Origin of the sequence: Sporichthya sp., assembly GCF_013815995.1 — a bacterium.
Taxonomy (GTDB): domain Bacteria; phylum Actinomycetota; class Actinomycetes; order Sporichthyales; family Sporichthyaceae; genus Sporichthya.
On record NZ_JACDFE010000089.1, the window covers coordinates 1 to 15,993 of the forward strand.

The 15,993-nt window shown below is 71.4% G+C and carries 16 protein-coding genes, 2 pseudogenes and 1 riboswitch; of the genes and pseudogenes, 13 read left to right on the plus strand and 5 right to left on the minus strand.

The features are described from left to right. Positions 1–98: 98 nt before the first annotated feature. Positions 99–635 carry a MobF family relaxase gene (gene mobF / locus H0X00_RS11615; RefSeq protein WP_293770094.1) on the minus strand — a complete coding sequence of 179 codons (537 nt, stop codon included), beginning with the start codon at positions 633–635 and terminating at the stop codon, positions 99–101. A gap of 612 nt (positions 636–1,247) precedes the next feature. Between mobF and H0X00_RS11620 the strand changes: the two genes are divergently transcribed. The 3 genes and pseudogenes from H0X00_RS11620 to H0X00_RS11630 form a co-directional block, all read left to right on the plus strand. Next, positions 1,248–2,060 carry an IS110 family transposase gene (locus H0X00_RS11620; protein WP_293770096.1) on the plus strand — a complete coding sequence of 271 codons (813 nt, stop codon included), beginning with the start codon at positions 1,248–1,250 and terminating at the stop codon, positions 2,058–2,060. A gap of 28 nt (positions 2,061–2,088) precedes the next feature. Continuing rightward, positions 2,089–2,448: a transposase gene (locus H0X00_RS11625; RefSeq protein ID WP_367186562.1), complete on the plus strand. Its 360-nt coding sequence runs from the start codon at positions 2,089–2,091 to the stop codon at positions 2,446–2,448. A 177-nt stretch (positions 2,449–2,625) separates the two neighbouring features. Next, positions 2,626–3,102, plus strand: a pseudogene (locus H0X00_RS11630) (hypothetical protein); the annotation flags it as partial. On the opposite strand, the gene H0X00_RS11635 reads toward H0X00_RS11630, so the two are convergent. Then, positions 3,094–3,549, minus strand: a complete 456-nt coding sequence (locus tag H0X00_RS11635) for a hypothetical protein (protein ID WP_293770099.1) — start codon at positions 3,547–3,549, stop codon at positions 3,094–3,096. The pseudogene H0X00_RS11630 and the gene H0X00_RS11635 overlap by 9 nt on opposite strands. Positions 3,550–3,595: 46 nt before the next feature. Further along, positions 3,596–3,677: riboswitch (cyclic di-GMP riboswitch) on the plus strand. A gap of 14 nt (positions 3,678–3,691) precedes the next feature. On the opposite strand from H0X00_RS11635, the gene H0X00_RS11640 reads away from it, so the two are divergent. The 3 genes from H0X00_RS11640 to H0X00_RS11650 all read left to right on the plus strand — a co-directional run bounded on the left by H0X00_RS11640 (position 3,692) and on the right by H0X00_RS11650 (position 6,091). After that, the gene (locus tag H0X00_RS11640; RefSeq protein ID WP_293770101.1) at positions 3,692–4,594 is read left to right on the plus strand and encodes a hypothetical protein; all 903 of its coding nucleotides are present in this window, start codon (positions 3,692–3,694) and stop codon (positions 4,592–4,594) included. Between the two features lie 94 nt (positions 4,595–4,688). Further along, complete coding sequence (locus H0X00_RS11645; RefSeq protein ID WP_293770103.1) at positions 4,689–5,282, plus strand: sigma-70 family RNA polymerase sigma factor; 594 nt, start codon at positions 4,689–4,691, stop codon at positions 5,280–5,282. After that, the gene (locus tag H0X00_RS11650) at positions 5,279–6,091 is read left to right on the plus strand and encodes a hypothetical protein (protein WP_293770104.1); all 813 of its coding nucleotides are present in this window, start codon (positions 5,279–5,281) and stop codon (positions 6,089–6,091) included. The genes H0X00_RS11645 and H0X00_RS11650 overlap by 4 nt, the downstream gene beginning before the upstream one ends. Positions 6,092–6,303: 212 nt before the next feature. Here H0X00_RS11650 and H0X00_RS11655 read toward each other — a convergent pair whose 3' ends face one another. Continuing rightward, complete coding sequence (locus H0X00_RS11655) at positions 6,304–7,035, minus strand: response regulator transcription factor (protein WP_293770107.1); 732 nt, start codon at positions 7,033–7,035, stop codon at positions 6,304–6,306. On the opposite strand from H0X00_RS11655, the gene H0X00_RS11660 reads away from it, so the two are divergent. After that, positions 7,034–9,991 (plus strand): ATP-binding protein, encoded by a 2,958-nt coding sequence (locus H0X00_RS11660; protein WP_293770110.1) that lies wholly within the window; start codon positions 7,034–7,036, stop codon positions 9,989–9,991. The genes H0X00_RS11655 and H0X00_RS11660 overlap by 2 nt on opposite strands. Here H0X00_RS11660 and H0X00_RS11665 read toward each other — a convergent pair. Then, entirely contained in the window at positions 9,988–10,353 is a 366-nt protein-coding gene (locus tag H0X00_RS11665; RefSeq protein WP_293770112.1) for a response regulator, read from the minus strand. The two genes, H0X00_RS11660 and H0X00_RS11665, sit on opposite strands and share 4 nt — an antisense overlap. A 164-nt stretch (positions 10,354–10,517) precedes the next feature. Here H0X00_RS11665 and H0X00_RS11670 point away from each other — a divergent pair, with 164 nt between their 5' ends. The 5 genes and pseudogenes from H0X00_RS11670 to H0X00_RS11695 all read left to right on the plus strand — a co-directional run bounded on the left by H0X00_RS11670 (position 10,518) and on the right by H0X00_RS11695 (position 14,735). Continuing rightward, positions 10,518–11,294, plus strand: coding sequence for a glucose 1-dehydrogenase (locus H0X00_RS11670; protein ID WP_293770114.1), 777 nt, complete (start codon positions 10,518–10,520; stop codon positions 11,292–11,294). 117 nt (positions 11,295–11,411) lie between these two features. Further along, positions 11,412–11,950 (plus strand): annotated as a pseudogene (locus H0X00_RS23825) (pirin family protein). A 57-nt stretch (positions 11,951–12,007) separates the two neighbouring features. After that, positions 12,008–12,838: a mycofactocin-coupled SDR family oxidoreductase gene (locus tag H0X00_RS11685; protein WP_293770122.1), complete on the plus strand. Its 831-nt coding sequence runs from the start codon at positions 12,008–12,010 to the stop codon at positions 12,836–12,838. 17 nt (positions 12,839–12,855) lie between these two features. Further along, the gene (locus tag H0X00_RS11690) at positions 12,856–13,707 is read left to right on the plus strand and encodes a MoxR family ATPase (RefSeq protein ID WP_293770125.1); all 852 of its coding nucleotides are present in this window, start codon (positions 12,856–12,858) and stop codon (positions 13,705–13,707) included. 125 nt (positions 13,708–13,832) lie between these two features. Continuing rightward, positions 13,833–14,735 (plus strand): vWA domain-containing protein, encoded by a 903-nt coding sequence (locus H0X00_RS11695; RefSeq protein ID WP_293770128.1) that lies wholly within the window; start codon positions 13,833–13,835, stop codon positions 14,733–14,735. 50 nt (positions 14,736–14,785) lie between these two features. Here H0X00_RS11695 and H0X00_RS11700 read toward each other — a convergent pair whose 3' ends face one another. Beyond that, on the minus strand, positions 14,786–15,160 hold the full coding sequence (locus H0X00_RS11700) for a hypothetical protein (RefSeq protein WP_293770131.1): 375 nt from the start codon (positions 15,158–15,160) through the stop codon (positions 14,786–14,788). 146 nt (positions 15,161–15,306) lie between these two features. On the opposite strand from H0X00_RS11700, the gene H0X00_RS11705 reads away from it, so the two are divergent. Continuing rightward, a partial coding sequence (locus H0X00_RS11705) for a thioesterase family protein (RefSeq protein WP_293770134.1) occupies positions 15,307–15,993 on the plus strand: 687 nt, incomplete at its 3' end.

A 15,993-nucleotide genomic window follows, 5' to 3' on the forward strand; every position in this document is an offset into this window, starting at 1 on the left:
CTCCCACCCTCCCCGGCAATCACCCGGGTCAGGCTGCCCTCAGCTTCACCACCCCGCTGCGACGAGGCGGCGGCGAAGGTCTCTCACCTCCACTCGAATCAACAGCGCCTCACGGCGCACGCAAGCAAGTCGGCAACCGTCGAGTCGTAGATCTCCGAGCACGCCACCGTCGCCTGATACAGGACCTGCCCATCGACCGAGCGCCACCGGCCGTCGGGGCCTTGGACCCTGTTCGCGATCACGAGGTGGGTGTGCAGATTCGGATCGCCGGCGCGGGTGTCGTGGTGCTCGAACGCCGGGGCGATCGCCCCGCGCCCCGGCACCCGGATCTTCGAACCGCTGCCGATACGGGTGTGCAGGAACCGGTCCTCGACCAGACCCAGCACCGCGGCGACGGCGTCGTGACGCGCGCCCTCGACCGCTGCTTGTACTTCGTGGTCGCCGAGCGCCCACAGCACGCTGACGGACTTGGGGACGGTGAAGGTCAAGTCGTAGCCGGCGACCGCCGACCGCGTCCGGCGTCCGGCCTCCTGCGCTTCGATCTCGGCAACGGCCCCGGCCCGCTCGGCCTCGGGCAGGTCGGCAGGGAGCCGCGCGGCGCGGGCCGCCGTCCGTTCGGCGATGGTCTTGAACACCGGGTACGCCAGGCCCAGCCGGTCGCCGGTGACCGGGTCCCGGCGACCAGGTCTCGGCCGTCGCCGGTGCCCAGGCCGGGCAGACCAGCGCCCAACCAGTGGCCGGGCGGGTTGCCGGTGGCGGCGTAGTAGTCCGTCAACGACTGGCCCGGGGCCCTGGTCGCGTCCCCGCCGGCGGTGTTCTTCAGCAGGTACCGGTACCCGGCGCCGGCGGACAGGCAGGCCAGGGACATCACCTCGACCACCCCGCTCCCGGCCCGGCCGCGCATGCGGACACGCCGGACCGCCCGGCGCCCACCTCTATGTGTGCGCTCAGGGCGTCGAGATCGACGGGGCCCTCGGACCGCCCGCGTTCTTTCGCCACAGCTACCTGTGTGCCCTACGTTCCTGACGGTGCTCCGGCCCTCGGGAAGGATCGGGGCACGCGGGCGGGACAGGTATGGCTTCCTGTGTGCTGCCGTTGATGGCTCATCGCGCTTTGCCCCCTGTCCCGCCGCCTCTTCCTGACCGCTGATTAGGAACTGCGATTCATCGCTGTGTAGGGCATGGCCGGCGGGAAGCGGCACGCGCGTATTGGGAGCTGGGAGATCAACGACCGAAAGGGTGCGCGCGATGGGCGTTGCGGTTGGCGTCGATGTGGCCAAGGAGTTCCACTGGGCGGCGCTGGTGGTCAGCGAGACCGGGCAGGTGCTGAGCAGCCGACGGGTGGAGAACACCCCGGGCGAGCTGACGGAACTGATCGCCGAGATCGGTGCGGCCGGTGCCGAGCACGGGCCGGTCACGGTCGGGCTGGACCTGCTCGGCGGGATCGCCAGCCTGGCCCAGGCGATGCTGCTCGATGCCGGGCTCGCGTGCGTGCACGTGCCGGGGCTGGCGGTGAACCGGGCCCGGCAGGGCACCACCGGCGGGGAACGCAAGTCAGACCCCAAGGACGCCAAGGTGATCGCCGATCAGGTCCGCACCCGCGATGACCTGCGCCCGCTGAACGCGGTGAGCGAGATCGATGCCGAGCTGCGCCTGCTGGTGGCCCGGCGCCGCGAGCTGGTCGCCGACCAGGTCCGGCGCAAGGGCCGGCTGCGTGACCTGCTGGTCTCGGTCCATCCCGGCCTGGAACGCATCATCGAGCTGGGCAACAAGACCGGGCTGTGGCTACTCACCCGCTACGTCACCCCGGCCGAGATCCGCCGCGCCGGCCACGCCCGCCTCAACGCGCACCTGCACAAGGCCGGCCGGGTCCGTAAGACCGTCGTGCAGGACCTGGTCGAGGCGGCCCTGGCCGCCGCCCGCGAGCAGCACACCACCATCCCGGGCCAGTGCGCCGCGGCCGATCTGATCCGGGAGATGGCCACCGAGGCCCTGCACACCCGGGACAAGATCACCGTCCCTGGAAGAGCGCATCAGCAGGGTCCTGGACCGCCACCCTGACGCGGCCCTGATCGCCACCCTGCCCGGGATGGGGGCCGCCCTGACCGCGGAACTGCTCGCCGAGGCCGGCGGCCTGGACCGCTTCCCCACCGCGGACCGACTCGCCGCCGCCGCAGGCCTGGCCCCGGTCCTGCGCCAGTCCGGCAAGGCCCGCTCCGCCCGACGCGCGGCCGGGGGCAACAAGGCCCTCAAACGCGTGTTCTACCAATCGGCGTTCTGCGCCCTGAACACCGACCCCGCGAGCAAGGCCTACTACGCACGCAAACGGGCCGAAGGCAAACGCCACCGCCAAGCCCTGATCTGCCTAGCCCGCCGCCGCGTCGACGTCCTACACGCCGTGCTGAGGACCCGTCAGCCCTACCGCGCCGACCTACCCGTCGCCGCTTGACAGCCCCATTAGAAAGCGCGATCCGCTTCAGATCGACGGCGGGCAGGTCGCGGGCTCGAGACGAGCAAGAGGAGTGCTCGTTGCGATTCTGGGCTCGCTGCGCCAGCGCCTTGAGAATTCGCGGCTTGGTGCGGGTCCGGGCGGGGTGCAGTTCGAGGGCGGTTGCCGGGGCTGTCACGGCTGATGGCTGCCCGCGGGCGGCTCGAGCGGGCGGGCCGCGGTGTCTACCGGGTGCCGGTCCTGCCGCGTGGCGCCCACGACGACCTCGCCGCCGCTGTGGCCTGGACGCTCGGGCGAGGCGTGGTCTCCCACGAGTCGGCGCTCGTCCTCCACGAGCTGTCCGACGTCAACACCTCGCGGATCCATCTCTCGGTTCCGCGGGACAACCATCCGCGGGCGGCCGGCGGCGCGCTCTACCGGATGCACCGCCGCGACCTGGACGACGCGGTCATCACGCACGTCGACGGGCTGCCGGTCACGACCGTCGCGCAGACCATCCAGGACTGCGCCGCGACCGGGACCGACCCGCATCAGCTGCGGCAAGCGATTGAGCGGGCGGAGCGCGCCGGCACCCTCCGCCGCGCAGCCGCAGCGGACCTGCGCACCGAGCTCGAGGCAGCTGAGGTCCGACCCCGGCAACGGAGGTCATCGTGAAGCAGTACGACTCCCCGGCGTCAAACCTGCGCTCATTGCGCGATCGGCTCTTCCAGACCGCGAAGCGCGAAGGACTCGTCTTCGGCCGCGTTCAAGGTAGCGCTCGGTCATGATCCGGTGCAGGGCTCGGATCGATCCGACGTCGTAGGTGAACGACTCGTCCCTGGCCAGCGCCAGGAGATAGTTCATGGCATCGCGGAAGCCCTCCAGGGCCACGGCGTCCAAGGCCACGGCCCGCTCCGTCGGCTGTCCGTCCTGCACGCGCAGCGCGTCGGCCAGTTCGACGTTGTGCCCCTCGATGGCGTTCGACGATTGCGCGTTGACGGCGCGCTGGACTCGCGCCAGCGAACCGGTCCAGCGATAAGCAGGCGCGGCGCTCGGCCGGCGCCGCCGTGGGGAACGCTCGGTACGGCGTGCCCGGCTCGTGCTCGGACAGCCTGCCGTCACGTTTTCCGTACCCCGGCGATGACGTCGGTGCCAGCGGAACCCGCGGGCGCGACAAGGGCAAACCCATCGCGAGGTGGGGGCGCAAAGCCACGAGGCCTCGCCGGTGTCGAGGTGGCTCGGCTACCGAAGGGAATGCACCAACATGAAGACTCCGAATGTCCGGTGGTTTGCTGCCGTTGCGATGAGTTTGGCCGCCGTCCTGTCCATGCCGACGACCGCGAGCGCGGCCGGCAACGACAGGGACCGCGACGGCATGCCGAACAACTGGGAGCGACGCCACCACCTCAACCCGAACCGGGCGGGCGACGCGAAGGCAGACCCCGACCATGACGGGCTGTCGAACCTGCGGGAGTACCGCAATGGCGGCCTCCCGCACGACGAGGACACCGACAACGACGGCCAGGACGACGGCGACGAGCTGCGCAGCCAGACCAGTGTCAACGACGCCGATAGTGACAACGACCGGCGGCTCGACGGCGACGAGGACCGGGACCGCGACGGCGTCGCGAACGAGGACGAGGACGACGCCCTGGAGTCCTGTCGCGCCGACGACGACGACCGCGATGGGGACCACATTGCCGACGAAGACGAGAACGAACTCGGCAATCGGGTCCGGGACCGCGACTCTGACGACGACGGTGTACCCGACGGCGAGGAGGACCGCGATCACAACGGCCGCCACGATGAGGACGACGACGACTCCGATCGGGACAGCTGTGACGGCGATCGCAACCATGACGGCGAGGAGGACGAGGACGAGGGCGACCTGGTCGGGACCGTCGTCTCCTACGACGACGCGACCCGCACGCTGGTCTACCTCCCCAGCGGGGACGGCGCCCGCACGGTCGTACTCGCCGCGGACGCCGAGGTGCGCTGGGACGACGAGTGCGAGGACGAACTCGATACGGCGGTCGCCAGCGAGGGAGACGACGGCTCGGACGACGCCGGCACCGTAGCGCTGGTGCCGGGCGTGACGATCTCGGAGCTGGACTTCGAGCACGGAAAGGTGGAGGAGGTCGAGCTTCTCCGCCAGGTGTGCGCCTGAGCGCACCGCCCTTCAGCAGGGGCCGTGATCCGCCGATACCGCAAACGCGAGCCAAAGGTGCTCGCTGCAGGGCGAGGCGGAGGTTGAGGGGCCGGTGTCCGGATCGGCCGCAACCACTCTCGACGAACTCGTCGAGGCAGCCCGCGCCGGGTCGGCAGTCGCCTTCGAAGCGATCTGGCGGACCTTGTCGCCAGTGGTCGCGGGATACCTGCGCGGCCGCGGCGCGCAGGACGTGGAAGACCTCACCAGCGAGGTCTTCCTCGGAGCCTTCCAGCGGTTGCCGACGTTCGAGGGCGACGGTGCGGCGTTCCGTCGATGGCTGTTCACCATCGCGCATCACCGCAGCGCCGACGATCTCCGGCGCCGCGTCCGGCGCGCCGTCGAAGAGCCGTACGAGCCGGAGTCCGACCCCCGTCGCGTGCCATCGGCGGCAGACGACGCCTTGGCTCACCTGGCCCAGGCCGAGGTGCTCACACTGCTCGCCGACCTGCCCGAGGACCAGCGCAACGTGCTGTTGCTGCGCATAGTGGCCGACCTGGCGGTCGCCGACGTCGCCGCCGTCATGCATCGTTCCCCCGACGCGGTGCGCCAGCTGCATCATCGAGCTGTGGCGCGGCTACGGCGTGGGCTACTGGGCCCCCACGAACCCGTCACCGAAAGCACCCCCGAAACGATGGCCCAGTCATGACCGGGAGTGCGGACTTCGACGGCCGCCACGAGGACACGTTCCGCTCGTCCGAGCCGATGATGTCCGAGGCGCTGCAACGCATTGCCGACTTTGCGGCCGGTCCGCCCCCGATGGCCTCGCCGGCGTTGAGCGCGTTCCTCGCCGACCCCGCAGGACCCACCTGCAGTGCCAATTCGGCGATCGACGTGGCCCTGCCAGCGCAGCGAGGGACGATCCGCAACGCCCGCCCGACGACGGGCTCTCGCCGTCGCTGGCGAGCCCGGATGGCTGCACTGGCCATCGCGGTCTCCCATCTCAGCGTCGGCGCGAAGTGCGCGTTTGCCGCGGCCGGGGTCGCCGCCACGGTGGCCGCGGCGACCCAGGTTGGGCAGCCGCATCCCGGCCCGGCCGAACCCGCCACCGTTCCTGCGTCCGTCACCGACAACCGCGGCGCCGAGCCCGGTCCCGAGCGGGGTCCCGGGTCCTTGACCGACTCCGATGCACCATCCGGCGCGGACGGGACCAACGGGGCGCAGGATCGCTCCATCGCCGGCAGGAGCGATGCCAACGGTGCCGATGTCGAGGAACGCGACGACCGCTCTGGAGCGGACGAGCCAAGTGAGGGGAGCCACCCGGACACCGGTGGCGACCGGGTTGGAGAGGATCCGCGCGACGATGCGCCCGGCGGTGGCGCACCCGGCCAGCACGCACCCGAGGACGACCCCGACGAGGACGGGCACACCGACGACGACCCGGACGACGAATCACCCGACGACGGCGACGGGCACACCGACGACGACTCCCCTGAGGACATCGGGCTGGCGGAGTAGCAGCTACGGTCCAGGGTGCGTGCCGGTTCCGATAGGTGTGGGTCCCTACTGGCCGCTTGGCACGGTCGCCCTGCCCGTGCGGTTCAGCTTTGCGGTCGCGACCTTCGTCCACCCGCGACGGTGAGCAGGAGCAGCGCCAACGACCGAGCGAGCCACCGGTTCGGCAAACGACGTCCCCTCATCGGGTTCTGCTGCGGTCCTGAATCGGCCGTCTACCGCGCCCGGAGGATCCCCAGCCGGGTCGCGATGGCGACGGCCTCCAGCCGCGAGTGGGCGTCCAGCTTGGTCAGCAGGTGCTGCGTGTGGTTGCGCACGGTGTTGACCGACAGGTTCAGTGCCTCCGCCACCTGCCGGCTGGGCAACCCCTGCGCGAGGAGCCGGAGGACCTCGGTCTCGCGCTGGGTGAGCTCGACCGGAACGCCGGCCCGGCGACGCCCCACGAGCGCCCCGACCATGTCAGGCGACACCGGAAGCTCGTCCGCGCAGACGGCCCGGATGGCGGCGAGCACCTCGCTGGTCCCCTGTCGCTTGGTGATGAAGCCGTCGCACCCGGAGTCGAGCGCCTCGCGCAGCACCGTGCGCTCCACGGCCGAGGTCAGCATCAGCACCCGCACGCCGGGAGCCGCGCGCTTGAGGTCGTGCACAGTCGCGGTGCCGTCGGCGTCCGGCAGGTTCTGGTCCAGGACGACCACCGCGGGCCGGACCACGCCGACCAGGCGAACCGCCTCGGCGGCCGTCGACACGGTCCCCAGCACCTCGAGTCCCGCCTGGCCCAACGACTCGGCGAGGAGCTCCGCGAAGACCCGGTGATCGTCCACCACGACGACGGTCGTCCGGGCGTTCGCGGAGGACGCCGATCCGCCGGGCAGTGCTAGCTTCGGCCCGTCCACCGGTGGCGGGACACCCGGCCCGCGGCCCTCGGCGACAGCGGAGTTGTCGATCATGAGCGAGGACCTCCTCGGGCACGAGAGCGGGACCCTCGCCGCCGGCAGTCCGTGCCGGGTCGTCGTGGCTGAGGACCTCGTCAGGGTCCGCTCCGCCGAGCCCGATACTGCCATCGTTGCCTTGGTCCGGTCGAACGATCCGCTCGACGCCGTCCGGGCCCGGCTCGACGGGGCCGATGTGGTGCTGACGGTCGTCGGTCGCGACCCGAGCCCCGAGGAGATCGCGGCCGCGTCCGGCGCCGCCGAGGCCCTGGCCAACCGGACCCGCGTGCTCCGCCAGGAGGCCCTGCTCACCGGGCACGCGCTGGGCGGGACGTTCTCCTCCGTCGCGATGCTCGCGGAGCTGCTCGGGGGGCCCGCGCGGCGGCGCGAGCAGTTACTGGAACTGGCGGCCGAGGGCCGGGTCCTGGGGTGGCGGACGGGGCGCGCGTCCCGATCGGGCGGGCCGATGCGGTTGCTCGATGCCGAGCGCGTGGTGCACGGAGTCTGCGGACTGAACCCGGTCTCCACCCTTCCGTCACCGCCGCCGGTCCACGTGCAGGTTCAGACCGGCCGGCCCGCGCAGGTGCTCGTCGACGAGGCCCGGTTTCGGGCCGCGCTCGCCCAGCTGCTCGACAACGCCCATCGCGCCGGTGCCCGGAGCGTCACCGTCGAGGTCGCCACCGTCTCCGGCCAGGTCCTGATCAGCGTGCGCGACGACGGCTGCGGGCTGCCGGCGGGCTGGACCGCTGCCGACCCCGCCGAACCCTTCCGCAGCGGCTGGGCCCGTCCCCGCGACGGGTTGGGTCTGACCGAGGTGGCGGAGTTCGCCGAGGACTCCGGGGGCACCCTCACCGTGCACCGGCTCACGGCGGGCACCGAGGTGCTGCTCACGCTGCCCGCCGGCGACCGTTTGATCGCGCCGGCCCGGCCCGGGGTGGCGGGCGATCCGGTTCGGGACGAGGCGCGCATCCTCGAGGCCATCGCCCGGCGCGCGCCCCTCGACGAGACCCTCGACGCGATCGTCCTGGCCATGGAGGACCAACTGCCCCGCAGCTCGTGCTCCATCCTGCTGCTCGACCAAGAGAACGGCTCGCTCACCCATGGCGCCGCACCCCACCTCCCGCTGCGCTACCGGATCGCCATCGACGGGGTGCAGATCGGCCCGCGCCAGGGGTCGTGCGGCACCGCCGCGTTCACCCGGCGCCCCGTGGTGGCCGAGGACATCGAGACCGACGTGCACTGGCCGAAGTTCAAGGACTACGCGCTGCGGGACAACCTGCGCTCCTGCTGGTCCACCCCGATCATCGACTCCGACGGCGGCGGGGTGCTCGGGACCTTCGCGGTCTACTACCCGCACCGGTGGCGCCCCGACGCCGACGCGGCCGACCTCGTCCGCCGCTGCACCGACGTCGCCGCGGTCGCGATCGGCACCTCGAACCTGTTCTCCCGGCTCGCGGAGAGCGAGTCGCGCTTCCGCAGCGCGTTCGAGGGCGCCGGCGTCGGGATGGCCCTGGTGGGGCTGGACGGAATGCTGCTGCAGATCAATCCCGCGTTGGGCGCGATGCTGGGCATCCCAGGCCCGCGCGGGATGCTCCAGGAGTACCTGGATCCGGACGGCGCGACGTCCGTCGGCCGCCGGATCGAGGACATGGGCCGGGCGCAGGGCACCCGGCGGACCGGCCCGGACGAAGTCCTGCTCTATCCCGCGGACGGCGGCGACCCGGTGTCGGCCTCGATGACCTGCTCGGTCGTCGCCGACGACCGCGACCAGCCCCGCTACCTCAGCGTCGAGTTGTTCGACCTCACCGAGCGCCGGCGGATGGCGCAGGCGCACCGCGAGCGGGACGTCGCCGAGGCCGCAACCAAGGCCAAGACGGAGTTCCTCGCGCTGGCCAGTCACGAGCTGCGCACCCCGCTGAACGCGGTCATCGGCTTCGCCCAGGTCATGCAGCTGGTCGACCTCTCCCCGCGCAAGCGGGAAGAGGCGGTCGAGCACATCCTGGCCGCGGGGCGGCACCTGTTGCGCCTGATCAACGACCTGCTCGACCTCTCCGCCGCCGAGAGCGGCCAGCTCGCGCTCGAGATCGGCATAGTCCGAGTCCGGGCGGCGATCACCGAGGCGTTCGAGATCGTCACCGGCCTGGCCGCCGATCGGGGCATCACCCTGGTGGGCCCGTGTCCGGGGGACGAGACGACCGTGCGGGCCGATCCCCAACGCCTGCGCCAGGTCCTGATCAACCTGCTGGACAACGCCGTGAAGTACTCCGCGCCGAGGGGTCAGGTGCGGGTCACGCACGGGCCCGGGTCGTTACCGGGGTCGGTGCGGATCTGCGTCACCGACGACGGCCCCGGGATCGCGCCCGAGCAGCAGGCCCGCATCTTCCAGCCTTTCCAGCGGCTCGGCGACCGCCGGTCCGAGGGCTCGGGTCTCGGGCTCGCGCTGTCCGCGCAGCTCGTGACGACGATGGGCGGCCGGCTGGAGGTCTCGAGCACCCTCGGCGCCGGGAGCACCTTCTGGTGCGAACTCCCGCACGGGAACGGGGCCGCTGCGGAGACCGGTGCCGGCCTGGGTGCCGAGTCTGAGGCTCCCTCACTCGCCGTGGCACTCCCGGCGGGGACGCTGCTCTACGTCGAGGACGACCGACCGAGCATCGAGCTGATCGTCGCGGCGCTGGCCCCGTGGCCGGGAACGCGGCTGCTCACCGCGGGCACCTGGCGGGAGGGCCTGGCGCTCACCCGTCAGGCCGAACCGGACGTCCTGCTGCTCGACATCGGGCTGCCGGACGGCAGCGGCTGGAATCTGCTTCGCGCGCTGTCCCGGGCCGGCTCGCCGCGTCCCGCGATCGTGGTGCTCAGCGCCGAGACGGCGACGGTCCCGGACGACCTGGCGGTCGACGCGGTACTGGGCAAGCCGGTGCAGGTCCCGGACGTCCTCGCCACGCTCGCTGCGCTGCTGCCCCGCTCACCCGGTTAACCGGCCGCGACGCTCGCCAGCTCCCCGAGCAACTGGCGGACGTCCACGGGTTTGGCCAGGCAGAGCTGGACCCCGGCCGACCGGGCCCGCGCGAGATCCGCCGAACTCGTCACCCCGGTCAGGGCGAAAATCGGCAGGTCCGCCAGCAGCGGGTCCGCGCGCACGGCCGCGACGAATTCGAGCCCGTCGGTCGCCGAGGAGATCCGCAGGTCGGTCAGCAGCAGATCGGGCGGGGACGAGCGCAGCGACGCCCACGCCTCGGCCACCGTCGCGGCGGTGTGGGCGGTGTGCCCGGCGGACTCCAGCACGAGACCCAGCAGCTCGCGGGCCCTGGCGTCGTCGTCCACCACCAGCACGTGCACCCCGGACCCTCCTCTCGGCCGCGATCGACCGTACCCACCGGTGCCGCCGATCGGCATGGTGCAAACGCACCAGGCCCTACCGGTGCGCGCTGATGTGTCCCCGCCACAGACAGTTCCCTAGCGTCGACTCCCGACGATCCATACCGATGGGCTGGAGGCATGACGTGGGACGAGTCGAGGGCAAGGTTGCCCTGATCACCGGCGGCGCGCGCGGGCTGGGCGAGGCGACGGGCCGAACCCTGGCGGCCGAGGGCGCCATCGTGGTGCTCACCGATGTGCTGGACGCCGAGGGCGAAGTCCTCGCGAAGGACATTGTCGCGAACGGCGGCAAGGCGACGTACCTGCACCAGGACGTCACCGACGAGGCCGCGTGGGACGCCCTGATGAGCGACCTCGTCGCCACGCACGGCCGCCTCGACATCGTGGTGAACAACGCCGGTGTGGTCCACGACGCCAACGTGGAGGACACCACCCTGGAGGCGTGGCGCTTCGTTAACGCGGTCAACAGCGAGGCGGTCTTCCTCGGGACCCGCGCCGCGATCAAGGTGATGAAGAGTCAGGAACCCCGGGGCGGATCCATCATCAACATCTCTTCGATCGCCGGCCTGGTCGGCATCGAGAACCTCGCCGCGTACAACGCGTCCAAGGGCGCGGTGCGCCTGTTCACCAAGTCCGCGGCGTTGCACGTGGCCAAACAGGGTTACAACATCCGGATCAACTCGGTGCACCCGAGCTACACCTGGACGCCGATGGTGCAGCTCCTCGGAGACAACACCGGTGACCGCGACGCCTTCTTCGACGCGCTCGGCCAGGCCCATCCGCTCGGGCGACCGGGCGCACCGATGGACATCGCCTGGGGCGTGCTCTACCTGGCCTCGGACGAGTCGACCTGGGTCACCGGGTCGGAGCTGGTGATCGACGGCGGCATCACCGCCGCCTGAGCGAACCCGGGTGCGGCCGGACCCGCCGGTCGCACCCGCGCCGTACGGAAGAGCCGTCGATGCCCCGGCCCCGGTCCCCTCTACCAGCGCGAGGTCCCCCTCGGTGGCCCGCGGGCGATGACCGTGCGCCGTGCACTCCCCCAGCGCGGGCGCTCGCTGATCGGCGCCTGGTGCTTCGTCGATCACTACGGCCCTGACGACGTCTCGGTCAGCGGCGGCATGTCCGTGCCGGGTCATCCGCACACCGGCCTGCAGACGGTCAGCTGGTTGTTCTCCGGCGAGGTCGAGCACCGCGACACCACCGGCGCGCACGCCTTGGTCCGGCCCGGCGAGCTGAACATCATGATCGCGGGCTCCGGCATCGCCCCGGCGAGATCGTGTTCCAAGCCGCCGGGGTGTCCACCATTCGTGCCGAAGCGGGCGAGGGGCCCACCCGCGTGCTCGTCCTTGGCGGCGAACCGTTCGGCGAGCAGATCGTCATGTGGTGGAACTTCGTCGGCGGCAGCCACGAGGAAATTGTGGGTTTCCGTGAGGACTGGCAGCGCCAGCGCACGGCACCGGCCAACGGGGGCCGTTACGGCACGTTCCCCGAGGCCTGGCCGTCCACACTGCCCGCACCCGAGCTACCAAACGTACGGTTGCGCTCCCGCGGCTGAGCCTCAATGGTGGGGTGCGACGCCATCCGGATTGGCGCACGGACGAGGAGGTCCATCGTGGGACGAGTAGCAGGAAAGGTCGCGCTGGTCACCGGTGCGGCACGCGGGCAGGGCCGCTCCCACGCCCTGCGTCTGGCCGCCGAGGGCGCGGACATCATCGCGATCGACGCGTGCACCGAGATCGAGACGGTGCAGTACGAGATGGGCACCCGCGACGAGCTGGACCAGACCGCCAAGGAGGTCGAGGCCCTCGACCGGCGGATCTCGGTGCACCAGGCCGACGTCCGCGACCTCGACCAGATGATCGCCGCCGTGAACCAGGGCATCGCCGATCTCGGTCAGGTCGACATCGTGGTCGCCAACGCCGGGATCATGAGCGCCTGCCCGACGCACGAGATGGACCAGAAGACCTGGCAGGTCACCATCGACATCAACCTGACCGGGGTCTTCACCACCGTCCGGGCCGCGATCCCGCACATGCTCGAGCGCAATGCCGGCGGGTCGATCATCCTGATCAGCTCGACTGCGGGCATCAAGGGCTTCCCGACCCTGGCGCACTACACCGCGGCCAAGCACGGCGTGGTCGGGCTGATGAAGACCTGGGCGTATGAGTGGGGCGGCGCCGGGATCCGGTGCAACTCGATCCACCCGACCGCCGTCGACACCCGGCTGTTCAAGAACGACGCGATCTACCAGCTGTTCCGGCCGGACCTGGAGAACCCGGGCCCGGATGACATGGTCGAGGCGTTCACCGAGATGCACTGCCTGCCCCAGGCCTGGCTGCAGCCGAGCGACATCTCCGACGCCGTGCTGTTTCTCTCCTCGGACGAGAGCAAGTGCATCACCGGCCAACAACTCAAGGTAGACCTGGGGTTCTGCGAGAAGTGATCGATCGCGAAGTGAATATGCACAGTCGCCGCGAAGCGATCGCGGCCAAGGTTGTCGGACGTGGCCGCGAGCTCGACCTGGTGCTCGCGGCCGTCTCGGCCGGGCGAGACATCCTGCTCGAGGGCCCCCCCGGCACCGGCAAGTCGACGTTGCTGCGCGCGATCACCGCGAACTGGGGGGTTCCGTTCGTCCTCGTCGAGGGCAACGCCGAGCTCACCGCGGCCCGCCTGGTCGGGCACCACAACCCGGCGCGGGTGCTCAAGGAGGACTACAGCAGCGACAACTTCGTCGCCGGTCCGCTGCTGGAAGCCATGACCGGCGGCGGCTTCCTCTACATCGAGGAGTTCAACCGGGCGCCCGAGGACACCGTCAACGTGCTGCTCGCGGCAATGGCGGAGCGTCAGATCGCGGTCCCCCGGGTCGGGGTGATCACCGCGAAGGAGACCTTCCGGGTCGTGGCGTCGATGAACCCCTACGACTCCGTCGGCACCGCGCGGATCTCGGACTCGGTCTACGACCGCTGGTGCCGGCTCTCGGTCGGCTACCAGGACGCGGCCGAGGAGGAGGCGATCGTCGCCACCCGCACCGGGTGTACCGACACCGCGCTGATCTCCGACGCCGTCGCCATCACCCGGTCCACCCGTAACCACAAGGAGCTGCGCCGCGGTTCGTCGGTACGCGGGGCGATCGACATCACGGCGATTGCGGCCGAGCTGGCCGGGTTCGGTGCGGAGGGCGGCGAGGGACATCGCCATCGCGTGCTCGACGCCGCGATGCTTGCGCTGTCCGCGCGCATCTCGCTCGACGAGGCGAGTGACCGGACCCCCGAGGACGTCATCAAGGACATCTGGGAGCGGCATTTTTTCTGAGCGCCCGGCGTAGCCCGGGCGGCACCCGAGTCGCCATCGACGATCCCGACGGCCTGCCGTCGGGTGAGCCGCCGCGCGACCACGGCCTGGCGCCGCTGCGGCGCAAGCCGAAGGTGCTCACCGAGGTGCCCTCGCTGTTCGGTGGGAACGGCACGCCGCTGGTGTTGAACACCGGCGGGGACCGCGACGGCAGCGACGCCGAGGCACCCCCCGGATCCCAAGCGACCGTGGTCACCGCGCAGGCCGGTGCCGTCCGCGACCTCGGCGAGCTCCTTGAGGAACGCGAGCCCGATCCGGAGATCGATCGAATGGCCCGTCAGATCACCCGGAACCTGGCACTGCGCCGGTCCTGGCGGGACGCCGATGTGATGGCCGGCAGCGGCCGGCCGATCTCGGTGCCGTACCACTACCGCTCGGACGAGATCGATCTCGACCGCACGCTCGAGGTGCTCACCGAGCGCCCGGTGCCCGAGGACACCGACATCATCGTGCGGGAGTCGGTGCGCCGCAGCATCGACGTGGTGCTGATGGTCGACGTCTCCGGGTCGATGCGAGGGGAGAAGGTCCGGGTGGCCGCGGCGACCGTGGCTGCGATGTCCGCTGCGATGTCAGGCCCGGGGGCCGGCCACCGACTGGCGCTGATCGGCTTCTGGTCCGACGCGGCCCTGCTCGAGCCACTGAGCGGGAACACCTCACCGATCGTGCTGCTGGACCGACTGTTACGCATCCCGGCCCGCGGGCTGACCAACGTGCACTTCGCCCTCTCAGTCGGCGACTCGGTGCTGAAGGCGTCGTCCGCCCGGCGCCAGGTCGGGGTGCTGCTCACCGACGCCGTGCACAACGCCGGCCCGGACCCACGCCTGCTGGCCCGCCGGTTCCGCGAGCTGCACGTACTGCTGCAGACCGACGGCGAGCACGACCGCGACCTCGGCAAGGACATCGCCCGCTTGGGCAAGGGCATGACCGCCCAGATCAAGACCCACCGCGACGTCGCTCCCGCCCTGAACCGCGTCCTCGGCCGCGGCTGACCCTCGCCCGAACCATTTGGCGTGACACGCCTATTGGTTCGGGCCACGGGTCAGAGCGCGTGAACCAGCTCGCACAACCGCGGGAGCTGGGTGCCGAGGACGCGCATGGTCTCCTCGGGGGCGTACGTGGTGCCGGTGACGTCGCCGAGCACGACGTGCTCCGCGCCGGCTTCGGCGTAGGGCTTGAGCCGATTCGCGATCTCCTCGGCGTTGCCGAACCAGGCCAGTTCCTCCACCAGCTCGACGGGGATCCGCTTCGCGGTTTCGCGTAAGGCGTCCGGGTCGAGCTCGTGCGGGATCAGGTCGACCTGGCCGCGGCAGGTCGGGCCGCCGGGGTGCTCGAGGCCGTACTTGGCCCACAGCCAGGCCGGCAGGTAGTACGCGATCAGCTTCACGATCGGCACGTCCTCCAGCACGCCGAGCACGTCATGTACGGCCCCTCCGTCGCTCAGCTCGCGCCGGTCCTGAAGCACTGGGCCTGAAGCACTGGGCCTGAAGCACTGGGCCTGAAGCACTGGGCCTGAAGCACTGGGCCTGAAGCACTGGGCAGGAGCGGCTACGGTTCGATCTCATGACCTTCGCCGAGGCCACCGCCGTGCGCTCCGCCGGCCCGGGGCGCTACGACACCGAGCTCACGCCGTACTGGAGCGCCTACGGCAATCCCAACGGCGGCTACATGTCGGCGATCGCCGCGCGCGCGGCCCTGGCCGAGACCGGGCGGGCGCATCCGGCCTCGGTGTCGACCACCTTCCTCAAGGCCGCACGGCCCGGGCCGGCCGAGCTCGAGGTGAACGTCATGGGGGTCGGGAAGACCCTGGCCACGGCCCGGGTGGTACTCCGCCAGCAGGGCGTCATCGTCCTGGAGTCCACCATCGTCTGCGCCGACGAACCGCACGGCGACGTCCCCGCCGACCCGTCCGCGCTCCCCGTCGTTGAGAGCGAATGCGCCCAGCCGAGCACGCCGCCCGGCACCGGGCCGACCATCCTGGACAGCGTCTCGGTCCGCTATGCCCCGGGCCGGATGCCGCGCGATCAGGTGAGTCCCGAGGACCCCGGCGCCGTCCTGACCGCGTGGGTGCGGACGCTGACCGGCGAGGACCCGGACGCGCTGATCGCCATCGTGGCCGCCGACTCCCTCGCCCCGACCCCGTTCCGGCTCGGCTACGTCGGCTGGTCGCCGACGGTGGCAATGACCTGGCACCTGCGCGCCCGGCCCGCGCCGGGCCCGCTCGCGGTGACCTGCTCGGCCGGGCAGGTC

What these genes read in the sequence shown, in the direction of transcription:
- H0X00_RS11620 (WP_293770096.1), top strand. Translation starts at nt 1,248, where the DNA reads ATGGGCGTTGCGGTTGGCGTCGATGTGGCCAAGGAGTTCCACTGGGCG.
- H0X00_RS11625 (WP_367186562.1), top strand. Translation starts at nt 2,089, where the DNA reads ATGGGGGCCGCCCTGACCGCGGAACTGCTCGCCGAGGCCGGCGGCCTG.
- H0X00_RS11640 (WP_293770101.1), top strand. Translation starts at nt 3,692, where the DNA reads ATGAAGACTCCGAATGTCCGGTGGTTTGCTGCCGTTGCGATGAGTTTG.
- H0X00_RS11650 (WP_293770104.1), top strand. Translation starts at nt 5,279, where the DNA reads ATGACCGGGAGTGCGGACTTCGACGGCCGCCACGAGGACACGTTCCGC.
- H0X00_RS11660 (WP_293770110.1), top strand. Translation starts at nt 7,034, where the DNA reads ATGAGCGAGGACCTCCTCGGGCACGAGAGCGGGACCCTCGCCGCCGGC.
- H0X00_RS11655 (WP_293770107.1), bottom strand. Translation starts at nt 7,035, where the DNA reads ATGATCGACAACTCCGCTGTCGCCGAGGGCCGCGGGCCGGGTGTCCCG.
- H0X00_RS11690 (WP_293770125.1), top strand. Translation starts at nt 12,856, where the DNA reads ATGCACAGTCGCCGCGAAGCGATCGCGGCCAAGGTTGTCGGACGTGGC.